At 36.8% G+C, this 20,189-nt stretch carries 20 protein-coding genes and 1 pseudogene; 13 read left to right on the top strand and 8 right to left on the bottom strand.

The features are described 5' to 3' along the window. The 3 genes and pseudogenes from VB715_RS20460 to VB715_RS20450 form a co-directional block, all read left to right on the top strand. A pseudogene (locus VB715_RS20460) lies at nt 1–169 on the top strand (photosystem II D2 protein (photosystem q(a) protein)); the annotation flags it as partial. Nucleotides 170–292: 123 nt separating this feature from the next. Then, nucleotides 293–1,036 carry a DUF2993 domain-containing protein gene (locus VB715_RS20455; protein WP_323303047.1) on the top strand — a complete coding sequence of 248 codons (744 nt, stop codon included), beginning with the start codon at nt 293–295 and terminating at the stop codon, nt 1,034–1,036. Further along, on the top strand, nt 1,020–1,433 hold the full coding sequence (locus VB715_RS20450; protein WP_323303049.1) for a DUF2809 domain-containing protein: 414 nt from the start codon (nt 1,020–1,022) through the stop codon (nt 1,431–1,433). Before VB715_RS20455 ends, VB715_RS20450 begins: the two co-directional genes overlap by 17 nt. On the opposite strand, the gene VB715_RS20445 is transcribed toward VB715_RS20450, so the two are convergent. Further along, nucleotides 1,404–2,570, bottom strand: coding sequence for an FAD-binding oxidoreductase (locus VB715_RS20445; RefSeq protein WP_323303046.1), 1,167 nt, complete (start codon nt 2,568–2,570; stop codon nt 1,404–1,406). The genes VB715_RS20450 and VB715_RS20445 overlap by 30 nt on opposite strands. A gap of 62 nt (nt 2,571–2,632) precedes the next feature. Here VB715_RS20445 and trmH point away from each other — a divergent pair, with 62 nt between their 5' ends. After that, complete coding sequence (gene trmH / locus VB715_RS20440) at nt 2,633–3,292, top strand: tRNA (guanosine(18)-2'-O)-methyltransferase TrmH (protein WP_323303045.1); 660 nt, start codon at nt 2,633–2,635, stop codon at nt 3,290–3,292. A 113-nt stretch (nt 3,293–3,405) separates the two neighbouring features. Here the strand turns inward: trmH and psbA are convergent, their stop codons facing one another. From psbA to VB715_RS20415, 5 genes are all read right to left on the bottom strand, one after another. Next, nucleotides 3,406–4,485: a photosystem II q(b) protein gene (psbA, locus tag VB715_RS20435; protein WP_323303044.1), complete on the bottom strand. Its 1,080-nt coding sequence runs from the start codon at nt 4,483–4,485 to the stop codon at nt 3,406–3,408. Nucleotides 4,486–4,694: 209 nt separating this feature from the next. Beyond that, nucleotides 4,695–5,744 (bottom strand): leucine-rich repeat domain-containing protein, encoded by a 1,050-nt coding sequence (locus VB715_RS20430; RefSeq protein ID WP_323303043.1) that lies wholly within the window; start codon nt 5,742–5,744, stop codon nt 4,695–4,697. Between the two features lie 166 nt (nt 5,745–5,910). After that, complete coding sequence (locus VB715_RS20425; RefSeq protein WP_323303042.1) at nt 5,911–7,275, bottom strand: mechanosensitive ion channel family protein; 1,365 nt, start codon at nt 7,273–7,275, stop codon at nt 5,911–5,913. Nucleotides 7,276–7,293: 18 nt separating this feature from the next. Next, nucleotides 7,294–8,541: an ABC transporter substrate-binding protein gene (locus tag VB715_RS20420; protein WP_323303041.1), complete on the bottom strand. Its 1,248-nt coding sequence runs from the start codon at nt 8,539–8,541 to the stop codon at nt 7,294–7,296. A gap of 9 nt (nt 8,542–8,550) precedes the next feature. Next, nucleotides 8,551–9,294 carry a biotin/lipoate A/B protein ligase family protein gene (locus VB715_RS20415; protein ID WP_323303040.1) on the bottom strand — a complete coding sequence of 248 codons (744 nt, stop codon included), beginning with the start codon at nt 9,292–9,294 and terminating at the stop codon, nt 8,551–8,553. Between the two features lie 96 nt (nt 9,295–9,390). On the opposite strand from VB715_RS20415, the gene VB715_RS20410 reads away from it, so the two are divergent. From VB715_RS20410 to VB715_RS20385, 6 genes are all read left to right on the top strand, one after another. Then, nucleotides 9,391–9,492, top strand: coding sequence for a DUF29 family protein (locus VB715_RS20410; RefSeq protein ID WP_323303039.1), 102 nt, complete (start codon nt 9,391–9,393; stop codon nt 9,490–9,492). A 35-nt stretch (nt 9,493–9,527) separates the two neighbouring features. Next, nucleotides 9,528–9,917: a transcriptional regulator gene (locus VB715_RS20405; RefSeq protein ID WP_323303038.1), complete on the top strand. Its 390-nt coding sequence runs from the start codon at nt 9,528–9,530 to the stop codon at nt 9,915–9,917. Between the two features lie 60 nt (nt 9,918–9,977). Further along, complete coding sequence (gene trmFO, locus VB715_RS20400; RefSeq protein ID WP_323303037.1) at nt 9,978–11,357, top strand: FADH(2)-oxidizing methylenetetrahydrofolate--tRNA-(uracil(54)-C(5))-methyltransferase TrmFO; 1,380 nt, start codon at nt 9,978–9,980, stop codon at nt 11,355–11,357. Nucleotides 11,358–11,425: 68 nt separating this feature from the next. Next, nucleotides 11,426–12,010, top strand: coding sequence for a Uma2 family endonuclease (locus VB715_RS20395; RefSeq protein WP_323303036.1), 585 nt, complete (start codon nt 11,426–11,428; stop codon nt 12,008–12,010). 54 nt (nt 12,011–12,064) lie between these two features. Then, complete coding sequence (locus VB715_RS20390; RefSeq protein ID WP_323303035.1) at nt 12,065–12,295, top strand: DUF4058 family protein; 231 nt, start codon at nt 12,065–12,067, stop codon at nt 12,293–12,295. A gap of 64 nt (nt 12,296–12,359) precedes the next feature. Next, nucleotides 12,360–13,946 (top strand): S8 family serine peptidase, encoded by a 1,587-nt coding sequence (locus VB715_RS20385; RefSeq protein ID WP_323303034.1) that lies wholly within the window; start codon nt 12,360–12,362, stop codon nt 13,944–13,946. A gap of 14 nt (nt 13,947–13,960) precedes the next feature. Here the strand turns inward: VB715_RS20385 and VB715_RS20380 are convergent, their stop codons facing one another. Continuing rightward, nucleotides 13,961–15,628: a hypothetical protein gene (locus tag VB715_RS20380; RefSeq protein ID WP_323303033.1), complete on the bottom strand. Its 1,668-nt coding sequence runs from the start codon at nt 15,626–15,628 to the stop codon at nt 13,961–13,963. A 523-nt stretch (nt 15,629–16,151) separates the two neighbouring features. Then, nucleotides 16,152–17,243: a metallophosphoesterase gene (locus VB715_RS20375; protein ID WP_323303048.1), complete on the bottom strand. Its 1,092-nt coding sequence runs from the start codon at nt 17,241–17,243 to the stop codon at nt 16,152–16,154. 61 nt (nt 17,244–17,304) lie between these two features. On the opposite strand from VB715_RS20375, the gene trmB reads away from it, so the two are divergent. From trmB to VB715_RS20360, 3 genes are all read left to right on the top strand, one after another. Beyond that, entirely contained in the window at nt 17,305–17,961 is a 657-nt protein-coding gene (gene trmB / locus VB715_RS20370; RefSeq protein ID WP_323303032.1) for a tRNA (guanosine(46)-N7)-methyltransferase TrmB, read from the top strand. Between the two features lie 93 nt (nt 17,962–18,054). Further along, nucleotides 18,055–18,612, top strand: a complete 558-nt coding sequence (locus VB715_RS20365) for a DUF411 domain-containing protein (RefSeq protein ID WP_323303031.1) — start codon at nt 18,055–18,057, stop codon at nt 18,610–18,612. Nucleotides 18,613–18,673: 61 nt separating this feature from the next. Further along, complete coding sequence (locus VB715_RS20360; protein ID WP_323303030.1) at nt 18,674–20,176, top strand: multicopper oxidase family protein; 1,503 nt, start codon at nt 18,674–18,676, stop codon at nt 20,174–20,176. Nucleotides 20,177–20,189: the final 13 nt, after the last annotated feature.

Here is a 20,189-nt window from a genome sequence, read left to right as displayed (position 1 = left end):
CTTTGTTTCCCAAGAATTACGGGCAGCAGAAGATCCCGAATTTGAGACATTCTACACCAAGAATATCTTATTAAACGAAGGTCTAAGAGCTTGGATGGCTCCCCAAGACCAACCCCACCAGAACTTTATCTTCCCTGAAGAAGTTCTACCTCGTGGTAACGCTCTCTAAGGAAAAATTAGTGAGAAGGGTGGGTTATCTCATCCTTCTTAGTTCATGTAAATCCTTTGACATTCGCCCCGTTTATGGGGTTTCTTTTTAACTATTTTTATTATTCTAAACCTTGAGAGAATTATGTTTTTAAAGTTGGATAATTTAGGCGAAAAAACGATTAATAAAATTGCGGAAGTTGCCCTGTCAACTCAGTTAGAGCAGACGGAGAAATTAAGCGTTAATGTCAAAACAGACCCCAATTTATTGGCCCAAGGAATGTTAGAATCTTTGGTCATTGATTGTCAAGGATTGGTTGTGGAAAACTCCCTGAGAATGGAGACAATAAATATTACCCTTAATACCATTGCAGTGAGTCCTTTTAAAGCTTTGATGGGCAATATTCAATTAACCCAACCGAGCGAGGGAAAAGCTTGTATTCTGTTAACTGAAGTAGATATTACCAGAGCATTTGCTGCGGAAATTTTGAGAAAAAATCCCAAAAATACCCAAGTTATCCTTGATGAAAAAGTTGTTATGGTACATCTTCAACAGGTTAATTGTCGGTTATTAGAGACAGGAAAAATGCTGATTATAGCTAATGTTAAAGTTGAAAATACAGGAGAAAGTCGAGAAGTTAGCTTACAGATTACTCCCCGCATTTGTCAAGCAGGTAATGGGGTTATTATTGAAGACATTGAGTATTTTCAAGAACCTGAATTATCTTCTATTGTCTTGAATCCAATTTTAGAAGAAGCCAAAAATATTTTTAATCTTAAGAAGTTTAAAATTGAGGGATTTTCTCTGAAAATTCAAGAAGTTAATATTACAAAAGGATCTTTAAAATTACAAGCTGAAGCAGGAATGACACATTTTCCCAATTCTTAATAATGCAATTCATAACAGGAAAACACTTCTTAATTACTTTATCTATCTTGATAGTTCCCTTGGTTTATATTCTAAATATTATCAGGGAATCGGCCATCAATGGGTTAATGATTATGGGGCAGCTATTTGGTATGAAATTTTTTGGTGTTTATTCGCTTTTTATTTCTTTTTTCAGGCAAAGTTTATCAAATTAATTCCTATTTGTGTATTTATTATTACTTGTTTATTAGAAGTTTTACAACTTTGGAATCCCCCTTTACTTCTATTAATTCGTTCTCATATTTTGGGTAAATTATTACTAGGAACTACTTTTTCTTGGTGGGATTTTCCTCATTATTTGGTCGGATGTTTTTTGGGTTGGTTATGGTTAACAAGAATCCGCAGTAATTACTGGTAATTTTCCAGGATTTTCTGTTACCCAAGAAGCAAAATGTCTTGCCAATGGTGGAGCAAAAATTAGCGTGCTAGTAAACCCTGAAAATATATGTAATCCTTGAAACCCTTCAATTTGACCGACTAAAAAGTTAGAATCAGGGCAAAAAGCTACTAAACAATGATGTAATTTTCCTGGGATATTTTGTAAAGAGGGTAGAATTTTACCCACAGCTTGACGAATTCTTTTTTCACTGCTATTTCTATCAATATTAGCCTTGGTATCAGGACAAATTTGGCTAATTTGTCCCAAAGAAAAACTACCATCCATAAATTGAATTGCCCCAGGTTCCATCGTATCAGCTATAATATTAGAACTAGGATGATTCCACCATGATTGTTGCTCAACATCCCTAGATTTTTCTTCTAACATTAGTCTTTGTAAAGCAGATGGCATCACTAAAGTGCGAAGCTTAAGATCAAGAGGTGGGGTAACAATTGATTGAGAATGGGTGAAGTAAATATTAACATTAATACCAACCGTTTTCAGCAGAAGACGAGTTAATCCTCCCGCACAAACAACCGTGTTTTTGCTATAATGTTTTTCAGACAGAGTTTGAACTCCTTCAATCTTATCTTTTTGCCATAAAAATTGGCTGACTGTTTCATATTCAATCTCCCCACCTAATCTTAAAAATGCTTGCTGATAGGCGTTATTTGTTTTTTGAGGATTAATATGTCCATGGGGTAATTGAAGACAGCCAGATATAGCATTAGGGTTAAGTAAAGGCTCTTGTTCACAAGCTTCTTGTGGCGTTAAAAGTTGAGGTTTAATAGCAAATTTTTGATAAGTTTTAGCAATAGTTTCCGGCGTATCTTCTGAGGCAATGACTAACATCAAATCAAGTTCACGAAATTCTGTATTTGCTGCTAATTCTTCTGATAAATTTTGCTGAATTTCTCGTCCTTCTTTACATAATTCAATGGATAAATTATCGGTTGCTGACCAATAGGAAAGTCCGCCATAACTCAAGCGGGTAGCATTATCAAAATTTGGATCTTTTTCTAAGAGTAAAACCTTTAATCCTTTCTTAACTAACTCATAGCTTAGGGCGGAACCTGTAATACCACCACCAATCACAATCCAATCGTAAGTTTTCATATATTTTTCTAAATTTCTTGCCTTATTTTACCACTATCTTGATAAAATCTTAAAAGCCTTAATTGAAAAAAAACGTGCTTCCTCGACGCTATCATCGCATAAAACAAGTTCTCAATCAACGACAACCGGATTTAACTGTCTTAACAGAAGATGTTCATAAATCTCATAATTTATCTGCCATTATTCGTACCTGTGATGCTGTGGGAATTTTAGAGGTGCATACCCTGAATGTTATTGATGAATTCCCAGAAGTTTCTCTAGTAGCCAAAGGTAGTGATAAATGGATTTTTCTTAATCCTCATCCTGACATAAAAACGGCAATTAATCATCTTAAAAAACAAAATTTCAGGATTTATGCCGCTCATTTTAGCGAGCAATCTGTAGACTATCGGCAAATCGATTATACTCAACCGACAGCCATTTTATTAGGGGCAGAAAAATGGGGAGTGAGTCAAGAAGCTGCCCAATTAGCCGATGGACATATTATTATTCCCATGTTAGGAATGGTGCAATCTTTGAATGTTTCTGTTGCTGCTGCGGTTATTTTATTTGAAGCACAACGCCAAAGATTAGGGGCTAAAATGTATGATAATACCCGTCTTGCGCCTGAAACCTATCAGCGAATTTTATTTGAATGGAGTTATCCAGATATCGCGGCTAAGTATCAAGAAAAAGGGGAACCTTATCCCTCTTTAGGGGAAAATGGGCAAATTATTCAGTAAATTTGTGTTTTTTGTAGAGGCAATTCATGAATTGCCTCTACTTGGTACAATTGAGCAAACAAAAAAGGTGTCCTCAGAGTAGAGAACACCTTGACTTAGTTAAGGGTTAAAATTTATCCGTGAATAGCAGGAGCCGTTAAGGCAATAGGGGTTTGCGCTCCACTAGCTAAGTCTAAGGGGAAGTTGTGAGCATTGCGCTCGTGCATCACTTCCATCCCAATACCAGCACGGTTAAGAACATCGGCCCAGGTGCTAATGACACGACCTTGGGAGTCTAAGACTGACTGGTTAAAGTTAAACCCGTTGAGGTTAAAGGCCATGGTACTGACACCCATTGCGGTGAACCAGATACCAACCACTGGCCAAGCTCCTAAGAAGAAATGTAAGCTACGACTGTTATTAAAAGAGGCATATTGGAAGATTAAACGACCAAAGTAACCGTGAGCCGCCACAATATTATAGGTTTCTTCTTCTTGTCCGAACTTATAACCGTAGTTTTGGGATTCGGTTTCCGTTGTCTCACGCACCAAGCTAGAGGTGACTAAGCTACCGTGCATGGCAGAGAATAAGGAACCACCAAACACACCGGCCACACCCAACATATGGAAGGGGTGCATCAGGATATTATGTTCTGCTTGGAAGACAAACATGAAGTTAAAGGTTCCACTGATTCCTAAAGGCATACCATCAGAGAAAGAACCTTGTCCGATGGGATAGATGAGGAAAACAGCAGTCGCAGCAGAGACAGGTGCGCTATAAGCAACACAAATCCAAGGACGCATTCCTAAACGATAGGAAAGTTCCCATTGCCGTCCCATCCAGCAGAAAATGCCAATCAGGAAGTGGAAAACAACTAACTGATAAGGGCCGCCATTATAGAGCCATTCATCAAGAGAAGCTGCTTCCCAAATGGGATAGAAATGCAGTCCGATGGCGTTAGAAGAAGGAACAACGGCTCCAGAAATAATATTGTTTCCATAGAGCAGAGAACCGGCCACAGGCTCACGAATTCCATCAATATCAACGGGAGGCGCGGCGATGAAGGCAATGATGAAACAGATGGTGGCAGTCAGAATGGTGGGGATAAGAATAACGCCAAACCAGCCAATATAAAGGCGGTTATTGGTGCTAGTTACCCACTGACAAAACTGCTCCCATGGAGAAATATTTTGGCTTTGTATGGTAGTTGTCATTGGAAAATAATAACTAAATCACAACAATTTATCTGAGGAAAGATTGTAATAATTACTACCTTGCCTCATTATGTATTAAGTATATTTACATCTCTTGATTATGATCCACTGTTTTTAGTATATTTTTGTAAAAATCGAGTAAATTTTTGTCGTAAAATATTAAGTTAAATTAAATCAAGGTGAAGTTATATTAACAAGAGCGGGAATTTTTAAAATTTACAAATTGAATCAGGGTTAATCGGACAAGTTAAATTTTGCAGGGGATTATTAGAGAGGGTAAGATTGGTCAATTTCGTTAATAAGGCTAAAGATGAAACATCAATGATGTGGTTATGACTTAGTTCAATATATGATAAATTGTTGAGATAAGACAAGGGGGTAATATCCTTAATTTTATTGTTGGATAAGTAAACTTTTTCTAAGTTGCTTAGACTTGACAAAGGAGTAATGTCACTGATGTTATTTTTATCAAGAATTAATAAAGAGAGTTGGGGTAGCTGAGTAAGAAAACTAATATCGCTGATTTGATTATCAGGAGCAATTAATGTTTTGATATTTTCTAGTTTCCCTAATTCATCAATTTTTTCAATCTTATTATTGATCAGAGAAAGTCCTCTTAATTGATAAAGAGAAGATAGGGAAGACACTTGAGAGATTTTATTATTATCAAGAATCAAAACTTGTAAATTACTCAAGGATGATAAAGGTTTAAGGTTAGAAATTTGATTGAAAGGAAGATAGAGACGAGTCAGACTTCGTAAGGAAGAAAGCGGGGTTAAATTCCTGACTTTATTATTCCACATCCACAGGGTTTTTAAGTTATCCATTTTCGATAAAGCTGTTAGGTTACTAATTTGATTATTAGATAACTCTAACTTCTCTAAATTTGTTAAGGAAGCGATGGGAGTAATATCAGAGATTTGATTATCAGCTAAATATAAGGCTGTTAATTGCTTAAAAGAAGATAATGGAGTTAAATCTTTAATTGCCGTTCCCGATAAATCTAACTCTTTTTTTTGTGATAGGTAACGAGCAGATGTTTCACAATCAGGTTGTTTAGAATTTTCCAGTAAAATTGAAATAGTATATTGTGAGTCCTCTGATAAATGTGCTTTGTTTAAACATAATTCTGTAAAAGCAGTGGTTGCATTGACAGACGTAAAATTAAGTAGGGTTTCACTGATAATTAAGGAAAACAACAAACCGAATAAAAATTGAACGATTCGAGAGGAAAGAATAACCGTTTTTAAACGTGACATGAGACTGTCCTAATAACTAAGAGATAAACCGAGTCATGATTTTAAATTCTGATGACTTAATTTTTAGGTAAGTTGCAACAGTATTTTTACGAGTTTAGCAGATAAATTCAAAAAAATATAATAAATATTACGCAGTGATCTAGGTACTAAAAAATGTTGATCTTGATCACAACTTGGGAATATCTAGAAACTCAGAATCATTGATTTGAATACCATTAATAATATGTAAATCTTGTTGAGGATAAGGAATTTCAATATCATGTTCCTTAAATGCTTGCCAGATTTCACAAATCAAATTACTGCTTATTCGTTTACTAATTAAAGGATCATTGAGCCAAAATTTTAGTTCAAAATCAATACTAGAATCACCAAAACTAATGGCAAAAGCCACAGGATTGGGAATCTTTAAGATAGCAGAGTTATTATTAGCTACTTCTAGTAAAATATTGATAACTTTCTGAGGGTTACAATCATAATTTGCCCCAACAATTACCGAACTATAAACTAAATTATTGCTCCCTGTAAAAGTAGTGAAATTTTGAGTAAAAAAGAATTGATTGGGAATAATTTTTTCGGAATTATCTCGTATAACTTGAACGGTTGTTGCTCTTACTCCTAATTTTTTTACTTGACTCATTTCATTGTCTATGCTAATAATATCATCTGGTTTTAAAGCTCCTTCAAAGAGTAGCCAGATCCCACTTACAAAGTTGCTAATCACTTCTTTTAAACCAAAACCAATACCAACCGATAAACCACCAGTAATAGCAGCAATAGCTGTACCACTAACCCCAACATAGCCAAAAATTATAACAACGCCTAGTGTAATTAAAAAGTAGCGAAGAATCAGAGAAATTGCTTGAGATGTTCTTTTATTTTTGCGAATATCTAATGGGAAAAAATAGAGTAATAATTTTTCTAAAAGAGAGCAACCAATAACCCAAAAATATAATCCCCCAACGATAACAAAAATAGATTCTAGAGTAATTGAATCACCAAATAGTTGAACAAAAGAAACTCGTAAAAGATTTTCTAAATCAGTAAAAAGATTGATGACTTTAGCAATAATCAAAATAGCAAATAACGGTGCAAAAAGATGATGATGATAGTATTGAACTGCCGACCGATTAAAGGAAGAATATAAAGAAATCAAAAAAATACGATAGAAACAATAAAGCCATAAAAGTTTAATACTATCTTGAAAATAACCCGTAAACCATCCTTGTTGTACAAAAATAATTTGTAGTAAACTAACTATTATCAAACAAAACAATGGTGGAAATATATAATAAAGTACAGCTGCCCCATACTGTTGCCAATAAATTCGTTTATCTTTTTTGCAAAATTCAGTAAGTTGGGGAAATAGTTGGCTAAACTGACTCCACACCCAGTGAGAAACTATCCACGTGATAAAAATTGATATAGCGATCGCCAAGAGTTGGACTTGAACAGCAGGACGTTGTAAAATAATCGTAATTCTCAACCATTCTTCCCAAAAATAACTAGCATCAAGCACAAGATTATTCCTCATAAATTACCACAATTATAATTAATTAAATTGATTATTGATCACCTGAGTAATCTGTAAAGCTGCCTCCTCAGCCGTAATTTCCCCCCCTAATACTTTATGATAAATAATATCACCATATTCTAAAAAAGCTTGATTTTTATCTATTTGATCCAGAGAAACTATAACCCCTGTTTGAGATTGTTCTACCAAAACTGCTTGCATCGGAAACAAACGAAAATCAACCGTAACATTTTTATTAACAGGAATCAAAAAAGGAACTTCTACCTGAACCTTTTGTTGAGATTGAGCATTACTCAAAAACTGAGCAAGTTTTAAGGACAATTGATGTTGATTAGCACTAGAAGCGCGATTAAAAATAAAGCCTACTGTCCATAAAGGAGGGGTTGCAGCTTGATTTTCTCGGCCTGGTAATAGAGTAACCCCTAACTTATTATTACCCAAAGCTTCCGTCAGGCTAGGAAGCCAGTCAGATAAACAAGTGATATAACTTAACTTCTCTTCTACAAAGCTTTTTTGTAACGTTTCTGCATCTTCAATCAGAAAAAAATTCGGTTCATTGCCAGCATTTCTCAACCATTGTATCCATTGCACCCAACCTTCATTTTTTGCCAGAGCAATGTTACCTGATTCATCAAATAACTTACCACCAAAAGCCCCTGTTCCCCAAAAAGCCTCACGAAAACTAGAATGTAGTCCTACGGAATATCCACGACGGGCCTGACTAATTAAATCATCTAAAGTTTTTGGGGTTTCCTGTATTTTACTTTTATTGTAACAGAGAACTTGGGTCGCTAAATTAACAGGTAAAGCGTAAAGATAACTCTGATAACTCACTTGTTTTAGGGTTTCTGGCCGAAACTGCGATAAATCTAAATTATCTTGATCAAGACGTTTTAAGTATCCTGAACGAATCAATAACGGTAGTTGTTTTCTTAATAGAGAAATTGCAAAAAGATTGGGCCCTGCCCCTCTAGAAATTTGTTGATTTAACTTAAATAAAGTTTCATCTGATGGCACAAATTCTATGACTATTTTAACCCTAGGATTCAGTTTCATGAAATCCTGAACACTATCAGTAACAATTCTTTGAAATTGTGCGCTTTGCTCTTTAGTTAGTCCCAAGGGAATTTCTACCCATTCTAAAATCTCTCCCTGAAGCATTGATTTTTGCGGCTCAATATCTATTCTTTCCTGGGGTTGACTACTACAACCATAAAGGAATAAAAGTATAATTAAAAGTATTTTCAGTAAACTTTTGAAAATCATGTTTAATGATTATGGATTGAAGTCTCTAATCAATTTTAACTCATCATTAGAAAGTGGTTCAGAAAAAAACTCAATATTAAAACACTGACAAGCTGCTTCTGTTAAAGTAGCGATCGCAGTTTCTAAAAAAGTTGGATCATCCAGACTACCGCTAAATTGAGGTTTAGGGGCAATTTCACTAAATACAGTCTTAAATAAGTTAGGATCGGTAGCTAATTGTATAGATCCTTGTTGCAAAATGCCTTTACCACTACATCGTAAGGCACTACCAATAAATTTATTACCCCAACTATCCACGAGATCAGCATTCGTCGCTGTGCCAAAACAACTAGCATTATGAATATAGCCCCGTCCTGCTTTACCATAAAATAAATCTAAACCAAAAGTCCGCCAACCTTGAATCAGAAACTCACAAAGATATTGATAGATTTCTGAGCGTTTCCCCTTAATATTACTCGTAATAATGCTATAACATAAATCTCCGCTATGTAGAACCCCTCTACCTCCTGTCGGACGATAAACTAGGTCAATGGGTTGATTTTGCCATTGTAAAGTGTCCCAGTGTGAGGGATAAGTACGTTGTAGGGAACCGAGAGAAATGGTAACGGGATCAAAACGATAAAAACGCAAGGTTGGGGGATGATTTTCTTTTAGATGTTGTTGCAATAACCAAGCATCAATAGCCATCTGAAGCTGTCCAGAAGCCACCATTAAGGGAATAAAACGCCAAGGAATGGGATTATTGGTTGTCATAGAAAAATTAGGTTACAATTGACATACGTTATCGGTGTAGAGATGCTTATAATGAATTTATAAAATAGATAGAAAGTACAATAAGCAACAACAATCATGACGAATTACATTTCTGATTATTATACATGGACAAAAGAACAAGTAGAACTATTGAAATTAAAACGATTTGAACAAGTTGATAATGCACGTTATCAGTAAAGTTAAGTTACGAGAATTTTGGGAACGTCACCCAGATGGTTAAATATCAGCCAAAACCAATTAAAACCAAACAAGATTATGAACAATTTTTAGGCATTATTGAGGAGATGATGTCACGGACTCTAACTAAGGATGAAGATATATTATTTGAGTTATTAGTATTATTAATTGAAGCTTATGAACAACAATATTATCCGATAAATAAAACAAATCTTACCGCTACTTTAGAATCATTAATTCATGAATTCGATGTTAATTATGAGAGTATTATTGATATTTTTGGAGATATTAAGACCCTAGAAGCAATTATGACAGAAAAACAAGAAATTAGTCCATCTCAAGCGGAGTCTTTGGCTGAGTTTTTTAATCATTTGAGTCCAAAACTCGCTTTAACTTCTCATAACTTTACTCAAATCAAAGTATAAGGTAGCTATACTAAAATAAAAGCATTCAAAGTGAACAAAAAAGAAACTAAAACCTAATTAATGACATATTCAACCACAAAAGTTCAAGTTATTGGTGGCGGTTTAGCAGGAACCGAAGCCGCTTGGCAAGTCGCTCAAGCTGGTATACCCGTGATATTACACGAAATGCGCCCCCTTCGTACCAGTCCCGCTCATCATAGCGAAGAATTAGGCGAATTAGTTTGTAGCAACTCCTTTGGGGCTATGTCAAGCGATCGGGCTGCTGGCCTTCTCCATGAAGAATTACGCCGTCTCGGTTCCATTATAATCCAAACTGCCGATCAACACGCCGTCCCTGCTGGCGGTGCCTTAGCCGTTGATAGAGGCATCTTTAGCCATCAATTAACCCAAACCTTAGCTAATCATCCCCTCATTGAACTAAAACGCTCAGAAATTACCGAAATTCCCCCAGAAGGCATCATCATTTTAGCCACTGGCCCCCTCACCACTCCCTCCCTAGCGGAAGACTTACAACGGTTCACAGGGATGGAATATATGAGCTTTTTTGACGCAGCAAGCCCTATAATCGTCGGAGAAACCATAAATCAAGACATCGCCTTTTTAGCTTCCCGTTATGATAAAGGTGACGCTGCCTATCTTAACTGTCCCCTCAACAAAGACCAATATTTACAGTTTCGAGAAGCCTTATGTCAAGCAGAACAAGCTGAATTAAAGGATTTTGAGCGAGAAACAGCCAAATTTTTTGAAGGATGTCTCCCTATCGAGGAATTAGCTAAACGGGGAGAAGAAACCATGCGTTATGGCCCCCTGAAACCCGTTGGCCTCTTTGATGCACGTTTAGGGGACTTTCGGGAACCAGAAAACAAAGAAAAACGCCCCTACGCGGTGGTACAGCTACGCCAAGAAGATAAACAGGGGCAATTATGGAATATGGTCGGATTTCAGACTAATTTGAAGTGGGGAGAACAAAAAAGGGTATTTAGGCTCATTCCTGGTTTAGAAAACGCTGAATTTGTCCGTATGGGAGTAATGCACCGTAATACTTTCATTAACTCACCGCAGTTACTTGATCCTACTTTACAGTTTAAAACCCGTCCGACGCTTTTGGCCGCAGGTCAATTAATTGGGACAGAAGGATATACCGCAGCAACCGCAGGAGGTTGGTTAGCGGGGACAAATGCAGCGCGACTGATGTTAGGGTTAGAGACAGTAACTCTCCCTGAAAGTATGATGATGGGGGCGTTATTTGAGTTTATTAGTAGTGCATCTCCGAAACATTTTCAACCTATGCCCCCAAATTTTGGCATTTTACCGGAATTACCTGTGAGAATTCGCAATAAACGGGAAAGATACGGGAAATATCGTGATCGGGCTTTAGCTGATTTGAATGAATGGCAATTACAATTAAATTGTAAGCAAAACAATCTAGTTATTTTGTAATAAATTAAGGGCGAATACCATTCGCCCCTACAGGTTCAAAAATTAACTTTTTACCAGGAGATATTAACATGGTGGCAGCAAAAGAACATTATTATATGACTCCCGAAGAATATCTAGAATGGGAGGAAAAACAACCCCTTAAATATGAATATATGGATGGGGAAGTTTATGCGATGACAGGGGGAACACTTCCTCATGCTGAACTTGCTTTTAATTTTGCTTCTGCTTTAAGAAACCATCTACGGGTAAAAGGATGTAAAATATTAATTTCTGATGCTAAAGTACAAGTATCAGAAAAAGGCCCCTATCATTATCCTGATGTTATCGTGAGTTGTGATGAACGGGATAAAAAAGCGATGAAATTTCTTCAATATCCTTGTTTAATTGTTGAAGTTCTTTCTCCGAGTACAGAAGGATTTGATCGAGGTAAAAAATTTCGTAATTATCGTAAAATTGAAACCTTAAAAGAATATGTTTTAGTGAGTTCAGAACAGAAATTAATTGAATGTTTTCTGATTAATGATCAGGGAATTTGGGAGTTATACAGTTTTGCTGAAAATGATGAATTAAGATTAACTTCAGTTGATTTTAATTGTCCCATTGAATTGATTTATGAGGACGTTCTTTTAATAGATGAAACTCAAGTTGAGTAGGCCGATGCACCGCCGACCTTACTGTAATAACCTAATTAATAAAAGGAGATAATAATGCCTTCACCTTTTCCTGGAATGAACCCTTATTTAGAAAGTCCTCAATTTTGGTCACAAGTTCATAATCGTTTAATTGTGGCGATCGCCGATGAAATAAATCCTCAAATTCGTCCTAAATATCCTATGGAAATTGAACAGAGAGTATATACAGAAACAGACAATGGTAATAATTTTGAGTTAGTTGGTATTCCTGATAATGTTGTTTTCAAACCTTCACAAAATCTTTAGGGAATAAAAGCGATTGCTCTTGGATAGAATAGAAGACGTAGAGGAATTCAATCACACTATCTAAATGAGACACACCATTGCGTGGTTAACTTGTAGTTTAACAACAGTTTCAGCCATCGTCGCACCAGCTTGGGCCCTAGACACCTCAGTGGGAGAAGCAGGAATTTATGCCGATCGCCTACATCAAGAACCTTATAATTTAACGGGGCGTAAAATCGCTATTGGCCAAGTCGAAATTGGCAGGCCTGGACAATTCGGCTTTGATAAAATAGCCGCCTGGAACCCCGTCTTTAAGTTAGCAGGAGTCTATTATCAAGATCGGGCTGTCAAAGCTAACGGCAACCTAGATAACCACGCAGCTATGGTAGCAACCGTCATGGTGAGTCGAGATAAACGCATCCCAGGAGTGGCCCCAGATGCTAGACTCTACTCCTCAGCAGTGGGGGCCCTCAAGGGAGGGGGACAACCTCAAGAATGTATCGCAAGTCAATATATTGCCCAACGAAATAGCGGCGATGTGCGGGCTATTAACTTCAGTTTTGGGGAATCTTTGGAACGGGATAACCGAGAAGGGGCTAAACTCGATGGCAACGCCTTATTAACCCAGTGTATCGACTGGTCATCACGAGAACATGATGTCCTCTACGTCATTGCCGGAAACCAGGGAAAAGGTGGTATTCCCATTCCTACCGACCATTATAATGGCATTACTACCGCCTACACGGCCAAACGCAATGGCCAATATACAAAAGTCGATTTTGCCAATATTAGCGCACTTCCCGTCGGCATTGGCCGCAGTTTGATTAAACGGGAAATTAATGCAGGCCCCAGACGGGCCATTAATTTAGTCGCCCCTGGTAATAAAGTCGCCTTATATGACTTAGCTGGCAAAATTAATGAAGTCAGTGGCACCAGTTTTGCTGCCCCCCATATCACCGCATCTGTGGCTTTATTACAAGAATTCGGCGATCGCCAATTAAGAGAAAAACAACCTAATTGGAGTCTCGACTCCCGTCGTCACGAAGTCAGCAAAGTTGTCTTACTCAATTCAGCCGATAAACTACAAGATCAAGGAGATGGGCTATTATTGGGCATGATGCGGACAGTTTTTAGTAAAGGCAACAAAACCTGGTTACAATCCGATGCTTATAATAATCCGGCTGTTCCTGTTGATATGGAAATGGGTATTGGACATCTTAATGTGTTTCGCGCCTATCAACAGTTTAGTGCGGGTCAGTGGAAACCGAAAACCGTTGTTCCAGGAATGGGTTGGGATTACAATACCGTTACCAAAGATAATCATCAAGATTACGTCATCGGACAACCTTTGCACCAAGGCAGTTATGTTTCTATTACCCTAGTTTGGGATCGCTTAGTGGAACTTAACGACAAAAACAATAACAAACAATATGATATCGGAGAAACCTTTAAAGATCGTGGGTTAAATAATCTTGATGTTTATTTAATGCCGACTGATGGCAAAAATACCGCCCAAAGTACCTGCGCTTCCATTAGTAAAGTTGATAGTACAGAACATATTTTCTGTGCTGTGCCAACTACAGGGAATTATAAAGTGCGGGTACAGTACACACAGCAGATTAATGAACCGAGTCAACCCTATGCCCTAGCATGGTGGACAGTGGCTAAATAGCTCAAATTGCTTAATTACAAAGTCTTGGCACTTAGGGTGTAATCCCCTGTCTTAGCGTTGTAAGAAGCGGCCATGACTAAATAATCCATGGCCGCTTCTGGGGTGAAAACGAGACGGGAGTTAGAGCCTTCCCCTCCATCATCATTGCGTGCAATGAGTTCTCCCGTTTTAGCATTTAGCAAATATAAAAAGGCATCAAATTTTGAAGACATTAAGTTAAGTTCGATGCTTTGTCCAGGGACTAAATTTTGAGACATCAAAGAGTAGCCATCGGCATAATAACCTGTGGCAGAACGGGTTTGCCATTCCATAAGATTAACATTATCAGTTTTGGCTAGCTTGGTATCGATGGTTTGATTGGCTGAGATGTCGGTGCTATCAAACAAGAAACCTGTATTGGTAGTTAAACTATAATTGACTCCATCAGAACCAATCACCCTGACACCATAGTTAATGCCCTCAACCGCTGTAAAATCTAGAATTTGATTATTGCTACTTAAGAGAATTTCTCCCGTATTTCGATTCAAGAGTTGGACGAGGCCTGATGATGAGCCACTATCTAAGGTCAGATGGATATCTTGTCCTGAGTTGACATCAGATAACAGATAGTTATCCATTAGTTGAGTCTGAATCACAGGATGATTGCTGTCATCAGTTTTATCCCAACCACCGGAGAGAGTGGCGTTAGAATCAACGCTTAAGCTATAGTCTCCAGTCTCCCCTGATTTATTAGAGGTGACTCTCACAATATAATCAACTCCTATGGCTGTTTTAAAAGAAACCAATGAATTTGTCGTGCTTTCGGCATCCTTGCTGTTATTGTCGTTATAGGCAATTTGTTTTCCTGTTTTTGCGTCAAGCACTTGTAGATAAGTATTAAATTGCGAAGAAGCTAAGCGGATATTGACAGTTTGAAAAGGAGATAAATCCGTTAGATGGTAGTCATCAGCATAGCGTCCAGAGCGTAAATTATTGAGCTTATCTGTAGTTGTTAAACTGCTTGTAATGGTTTTATCATTTAATCCTAGGGTTAGTTCTCCCAAGGTTGTTCCTAGTTCATAGCTTCCCGTGGTTGATGTTCCATTGGAGGTGACGCGAACTAAATACTGTATGGTATCTTGGGCTGTAAAGGTGAGTTGAGCATTAGAAATTCCCGTCAGAGAATTAGAGGAATAGTTAGCAATTACTTCTTGATTCTGACGGTTCACCAGTTGCAAAGATGCTCCAAATCCTAAACTATCTAAGTTTAAGGTCACAGCTTGATTTTTGCCGAAACCAGTTAAAATATATTCATCCTGATACCGTGTTTGATAGGTGTTATCATTGCTGTCTAAACTTCCCATTTCTTGATCGCTAAACACTAAGGGAGTTACGGTATTCTGAACCCCGGTAATGGGTTCTGTACTACTATCAAGAGCCTGAATTAAATCATCTGTTTGGGAAAGGGGAGAGGTGCTAGATTCTTGATTTGTTGTTGTTTCTAGGGTGTTTTCACTACTGAATGTTTGTAGGGTTTGACTGACTTCGGATAACTGTGTTTCTAAATTCGTTCCTAGGGAAGATGATTGCTCCGTTGGGTTTTGGGAAGTCAGCAAAAATCCAGATTCTCCTGAATGATTGGGAAAAGGTGAATCAAACGAGTTGTAATTGAACAGGTTAGGGGTTTCATTGACTGTCGGCATGATTAATTTCCTCCGAAGGTTAAGGTCACTTCATTAATTCTTAACTTATTTAATATATATTGTTTACAATTATGTCAAAAAAAGCATCCGTGATCTTGACGATTTTTGCCATTTTCTTTACTGAAAATTGATAATTTTAACGCTTAATCAAATCTCATGAATATTCACTTGTATCAAGAAAATGCTTAGGTAAAAAGACAACATTTATCAAGATAAAGTAAAATCTAGTATCAAATAACTAAGTATATATATGGGGGGAAATACTCAGAGCTAAGGGTAGGATTAAGGATGAATTTCACCCTAAACCCTATCCTTTGTGTACCCTGATATTTTTCTTTAACCGAATAGTAAGCTGTTGTACATTTAAACTGCGTATTGTTTAACTTCATAAAAAAGGCTGTAATCCACTCCCCTTTTGCTTTTTTCTTTTTGCCTTGCTAATACGCATTTTTAATGGGTATTAGCCTATGGCACCACAAAGTTTATCAGTTTGTGGATTTTGGGAATATTATTGACAGATACCTTATAGATTAAGAACGGCTTGATTATCAATTAAAGCTGGAGTTCCATCAGCTTTAATTGCACTAAATTGTTGAAAATATTGACGAATTGGAGGCGGGAAATCAGGAAAGTCAAATAACCCATCCCCTGCGGCAACATCTGACCAAAAATCTCGCAGAAAAGGGGCTAATTTTTCCGCCTCTTCCACAGAAACTTTTAGGGGAGATGCCGTTAGTAACTTTACCATAAAAGGAAAAGAGCGATCGCCTAACCATTGACGAGAAATTGCCCCCAAATTTTCCCATCCTGGCACACTGTCAACCCGATGGGAAGTCACATTAAGAGTTAAAGAACTGTGAGGTGGTCGTTTGACCTCAATAATACGATAGGGGTGAGGATAACTTACCAATGATCCTGTCGTAATTTCATAAATTCCCTGATCATAGGCTACATCTTGAACGTGCAAATGACCAGTAAAAATTAATTGACAATGGGCAGACCTTAACATTTTTAGCAATAATGGAGCATTATCGAGCATATACCTTTGACCTAATTCGTGGTGAGTTTGTCCAGGTAAATGCTCAATGACATTATGATGAATCATCACCAATAATAATTGATCTTTGACTTGAGGCAATAATTCCTCTAACCAAGTTAATTGTGCTTCATCCAAACAACCTAACTGTTTTCCTTCCCCATTAAATTGATTAGAATTGAGGGCAATAATTCTCACCCCTGGCAGAATTTCTTGGCTATAATATAAGTGGTCTTCCCCATAACCACAGTGACGGTAATAACTAGGAAACTCCTGAAAACCGATAGTGCGTTCCGTGGGAGAAAGACTAGGGATATCATGATTACCAGGAACCACATACACTGGAAAGGGTAAAGACTGAAGACGTTTTTGTAACCAGTTGTGGTTATCGGGTTCCCCATCCTGAGTTAAGTCTCCTGGTAAGAGCAGAAAATCTAAGTTAAGCTGTTCTAGGTGATTTAACACCCTTTCTAACGCAAGAATACTAACTTCGACTAAATGGAAGCGGTGGGGATGATTCCAGATGGTGTGGGGAACCGCTACGTGGGGATCACTGATGATAGCAAATCGAAAATTAATCACAAAGGGTTACTCACTAAATCCTATCTTAATTATTAAACATAAACAGGAGAGATTGATCTTGGCAAGAGTTCGTGTCCGTCAACACGTTAACCCCTTGAGTCGTAAATACCATCTACCTTTGACCATACCTGATTGGGGACAAATTTATCCTTGTTTACAGCAACCTCTTCATTTAGACATTGGCTGTGGGAGAGGTAAATTTTTGTTAAAGATGGCCTCTCTTTATCCTGAGATTAATTTTTTGGGGGTGGAAATTCGAGAACCTTTGGTGATAGAAGCGAATGAACAACGCGATCGCTTGGGATTGTCTAACCTTCATTTTCTATTTTGTCAGATTAATCTCTCTATTGAACCTTTATTACAATCCTTTCCACCTGGGATATTACAATGGGTCAGTATTCAATTTCCCGATCCTTGGTTGAAAACCAGTCATAAAAAAAGACGAGTTGTTCAACCCAGTTTAGTTCAGGCGATCGCTGATTATTTAGCTGATAATGGCACAATTTTTTTACAATCAGATGTTGAAGAAGTCGCAAAAGAAATGGCCGAGCATTTTTTAGTTAATTCTTGTGTTGAACAACAGCATCAAGAGACTTGGTTAGAAGAAAATCCGTTTCTGATTAAGACAGAAAGAGAAATTGCCACCCTTAATAAACCTGAACCTATTTATCGAATTTTGTTAAGAAAAAAAGTTTTTTGTCAGGGGAATTCATGAATTACCTCCAGAGTTAACTATCGACAGGGTAAGGCAAATTCCCTAATTAAGAGGTAAGATCGAGAAAGACAATTATTTTGTGAATATTTCATAATGCTTAAATCTTTTTCTCAATTGATCTTACCTATCATTGTTGGTCTTGCTGTAGTTGGTATGATAGGAACTGTTTATTTAACCCAAACAACAGGTGAACAAAAAACAGTGAATAACTTAGCCAATTCTACTATTTTAGCTAGTAATTGGGACAGCATTAATGAGTCATACAATGGTAATAAAGAAATGACCGTTTATCGTAGTCCTTCTTGTGGTTGTTGTGGTCTTTGGGTAGAACACGCTGAAAAACATGGGTTTAAAATTAAGGATATTAAAACAGATGATATGGCAAGTATTAAACAGAAATATCAGATTACTTCTGATTTAGAATCTTGTCATACTGCTATTATTGATGGCTATGTGATGGAAGGTCATATTCCTGCTGATGATATTAAACAGTTTCTCACAGAAAAACCGAATATGATTGGCTTATCTGTCCCTGGAATGCCATTAGGAACCCCTGGAATGGAAGCAGGAGAAAAAAAACAACCTTTTGCTGTTTTTGCCTTCAATAAAACAGGTGCAATAGAGGTGTTTCAAGAATACCAGAATTACTAAAAAAATATTTTAGAGATGCTAAATATAGCATCTCGTTAGTTTAACTCAAGGAAAATTAATCATGAGAAATATTAATCTCTATCAAATGAATCGCCGTCAGTTTATCATTATAGGCACAGCTACTGCGGGAATTGCTTTAGCATCTCATCAAATTTTTCAAAGAATTAAATCCGATCAATTTCCTGTAATAAAAACAAACGATTCTTTAGATTCACAGAAATTAATTGTTAGTAAAAATGGCTTATTGGAAACTACCCTAGAAGCTAATTATCAAACAATTAATTTAGGAGGCAATAATGCTTATTTATTAACTTATAATCGACAAATACCAGGGCCTCGCTTAGAAGCGAGACTAGGGGATAAAGTGCGTATTCATTTTGTTAATAATCTTTCTCAACCCACCAATTTACATTATCATGGATTACATATTCCCCCAACAGGAAAAGGGGATAACGTTTTTCTGCATATTAAACCAAAAGAAAAAATTACTTATGAATTTGATATTTCTCCTAATCAATCACCTGGAATTGCTTGGTATCATCCCCACTTACATGAGTTAACAGCAGAACAAGTATCAGGAGGATTAGCAGGTTTATTTGTCATTCGAGGACAATTAGATGAAATCCCAGAAATTAAGGCAGCAAAAGAAGAATTTTTAGTTCTACAAGATTTTGCATTAGATGACGAAGGAAATCTATTTCCATCAAATCAAATGCCTTTAATGATGGGACGAGAAGGAAATATCATTACAGTTAATGGTCAAATTAATCCTTCATTCTCTATTTCTAAAAATGGCTTATTAAGGTTACGCATTCTTAATGCTTCTTCCTCTCGATTTTATCAATTATTTTTAGAGAGTCATCCTTTTTATCTGATTGCTAATGATGGTGCAAGTTTAGAGAAACCTGTGGAATTATCAGAATTATTATTAACCCCAGGTGAACGGGTTGAACTATTAATTAAAGGCGATCAAATCCCTGGTCAATATGTCTTACGCAGTCTACCTTATAATCGAGGTTCAATGGGTATGATGGGAGGAATGGGAAGAATGATGGGCAATAGAAGCGGTCACTTTTCTAATAATCAAAAACCGATAATTTTAGCAACAATTAATTATAATTCATCAGTTAATCTGATAAATTTACCGACTCAATTAATACCAATTTCTTCCCTACCAGGACCCCAAAAAGTAAGACGATTTGAACTCAATCATGGGATGTTTCCTGGGATGGGAATGGCATTTTTAATTAATGGAGAACCTTATCAAGAAAATTACATTCAAACTCAAGTAACTGTAAATACGGTTGAAGATTGGGAATTAATTAATACAGGAGTTATGGATCATCCTTTTCATGTTCATATTAATAAATTTCAAATCCTTAGTCGCAATGGGATTCCTGAACCTTATAAGACTTGGAAAGATACAGTTTTAGTACGTCGAGGAGAAACTGTACGCATTAGAATTGCTTTTAAAGATTTTATAGGAAAAACAGCTTATCATTGTCATATTTTAGATCATGAAGATTTAGGAATGATGGGTAATTTAGAAATAAAATCAAGTTAATTTAATTCTGGTA

The sequence above is a fragment of the Crocosphaera sp. UHCC 0190 genome (assembly GCF_034932065.1).
Classification (GTDB): domain Bacteria; phylum Cyanobacteriota; class Cyanobacteriia; order Cyanobacteriales; family Microcystaceae; genus UHCC-0190.
Note: the sequence above shows the minus strand (reverse complement) of the source record. Positions and strands in the feature narration are given on the sequence as shown.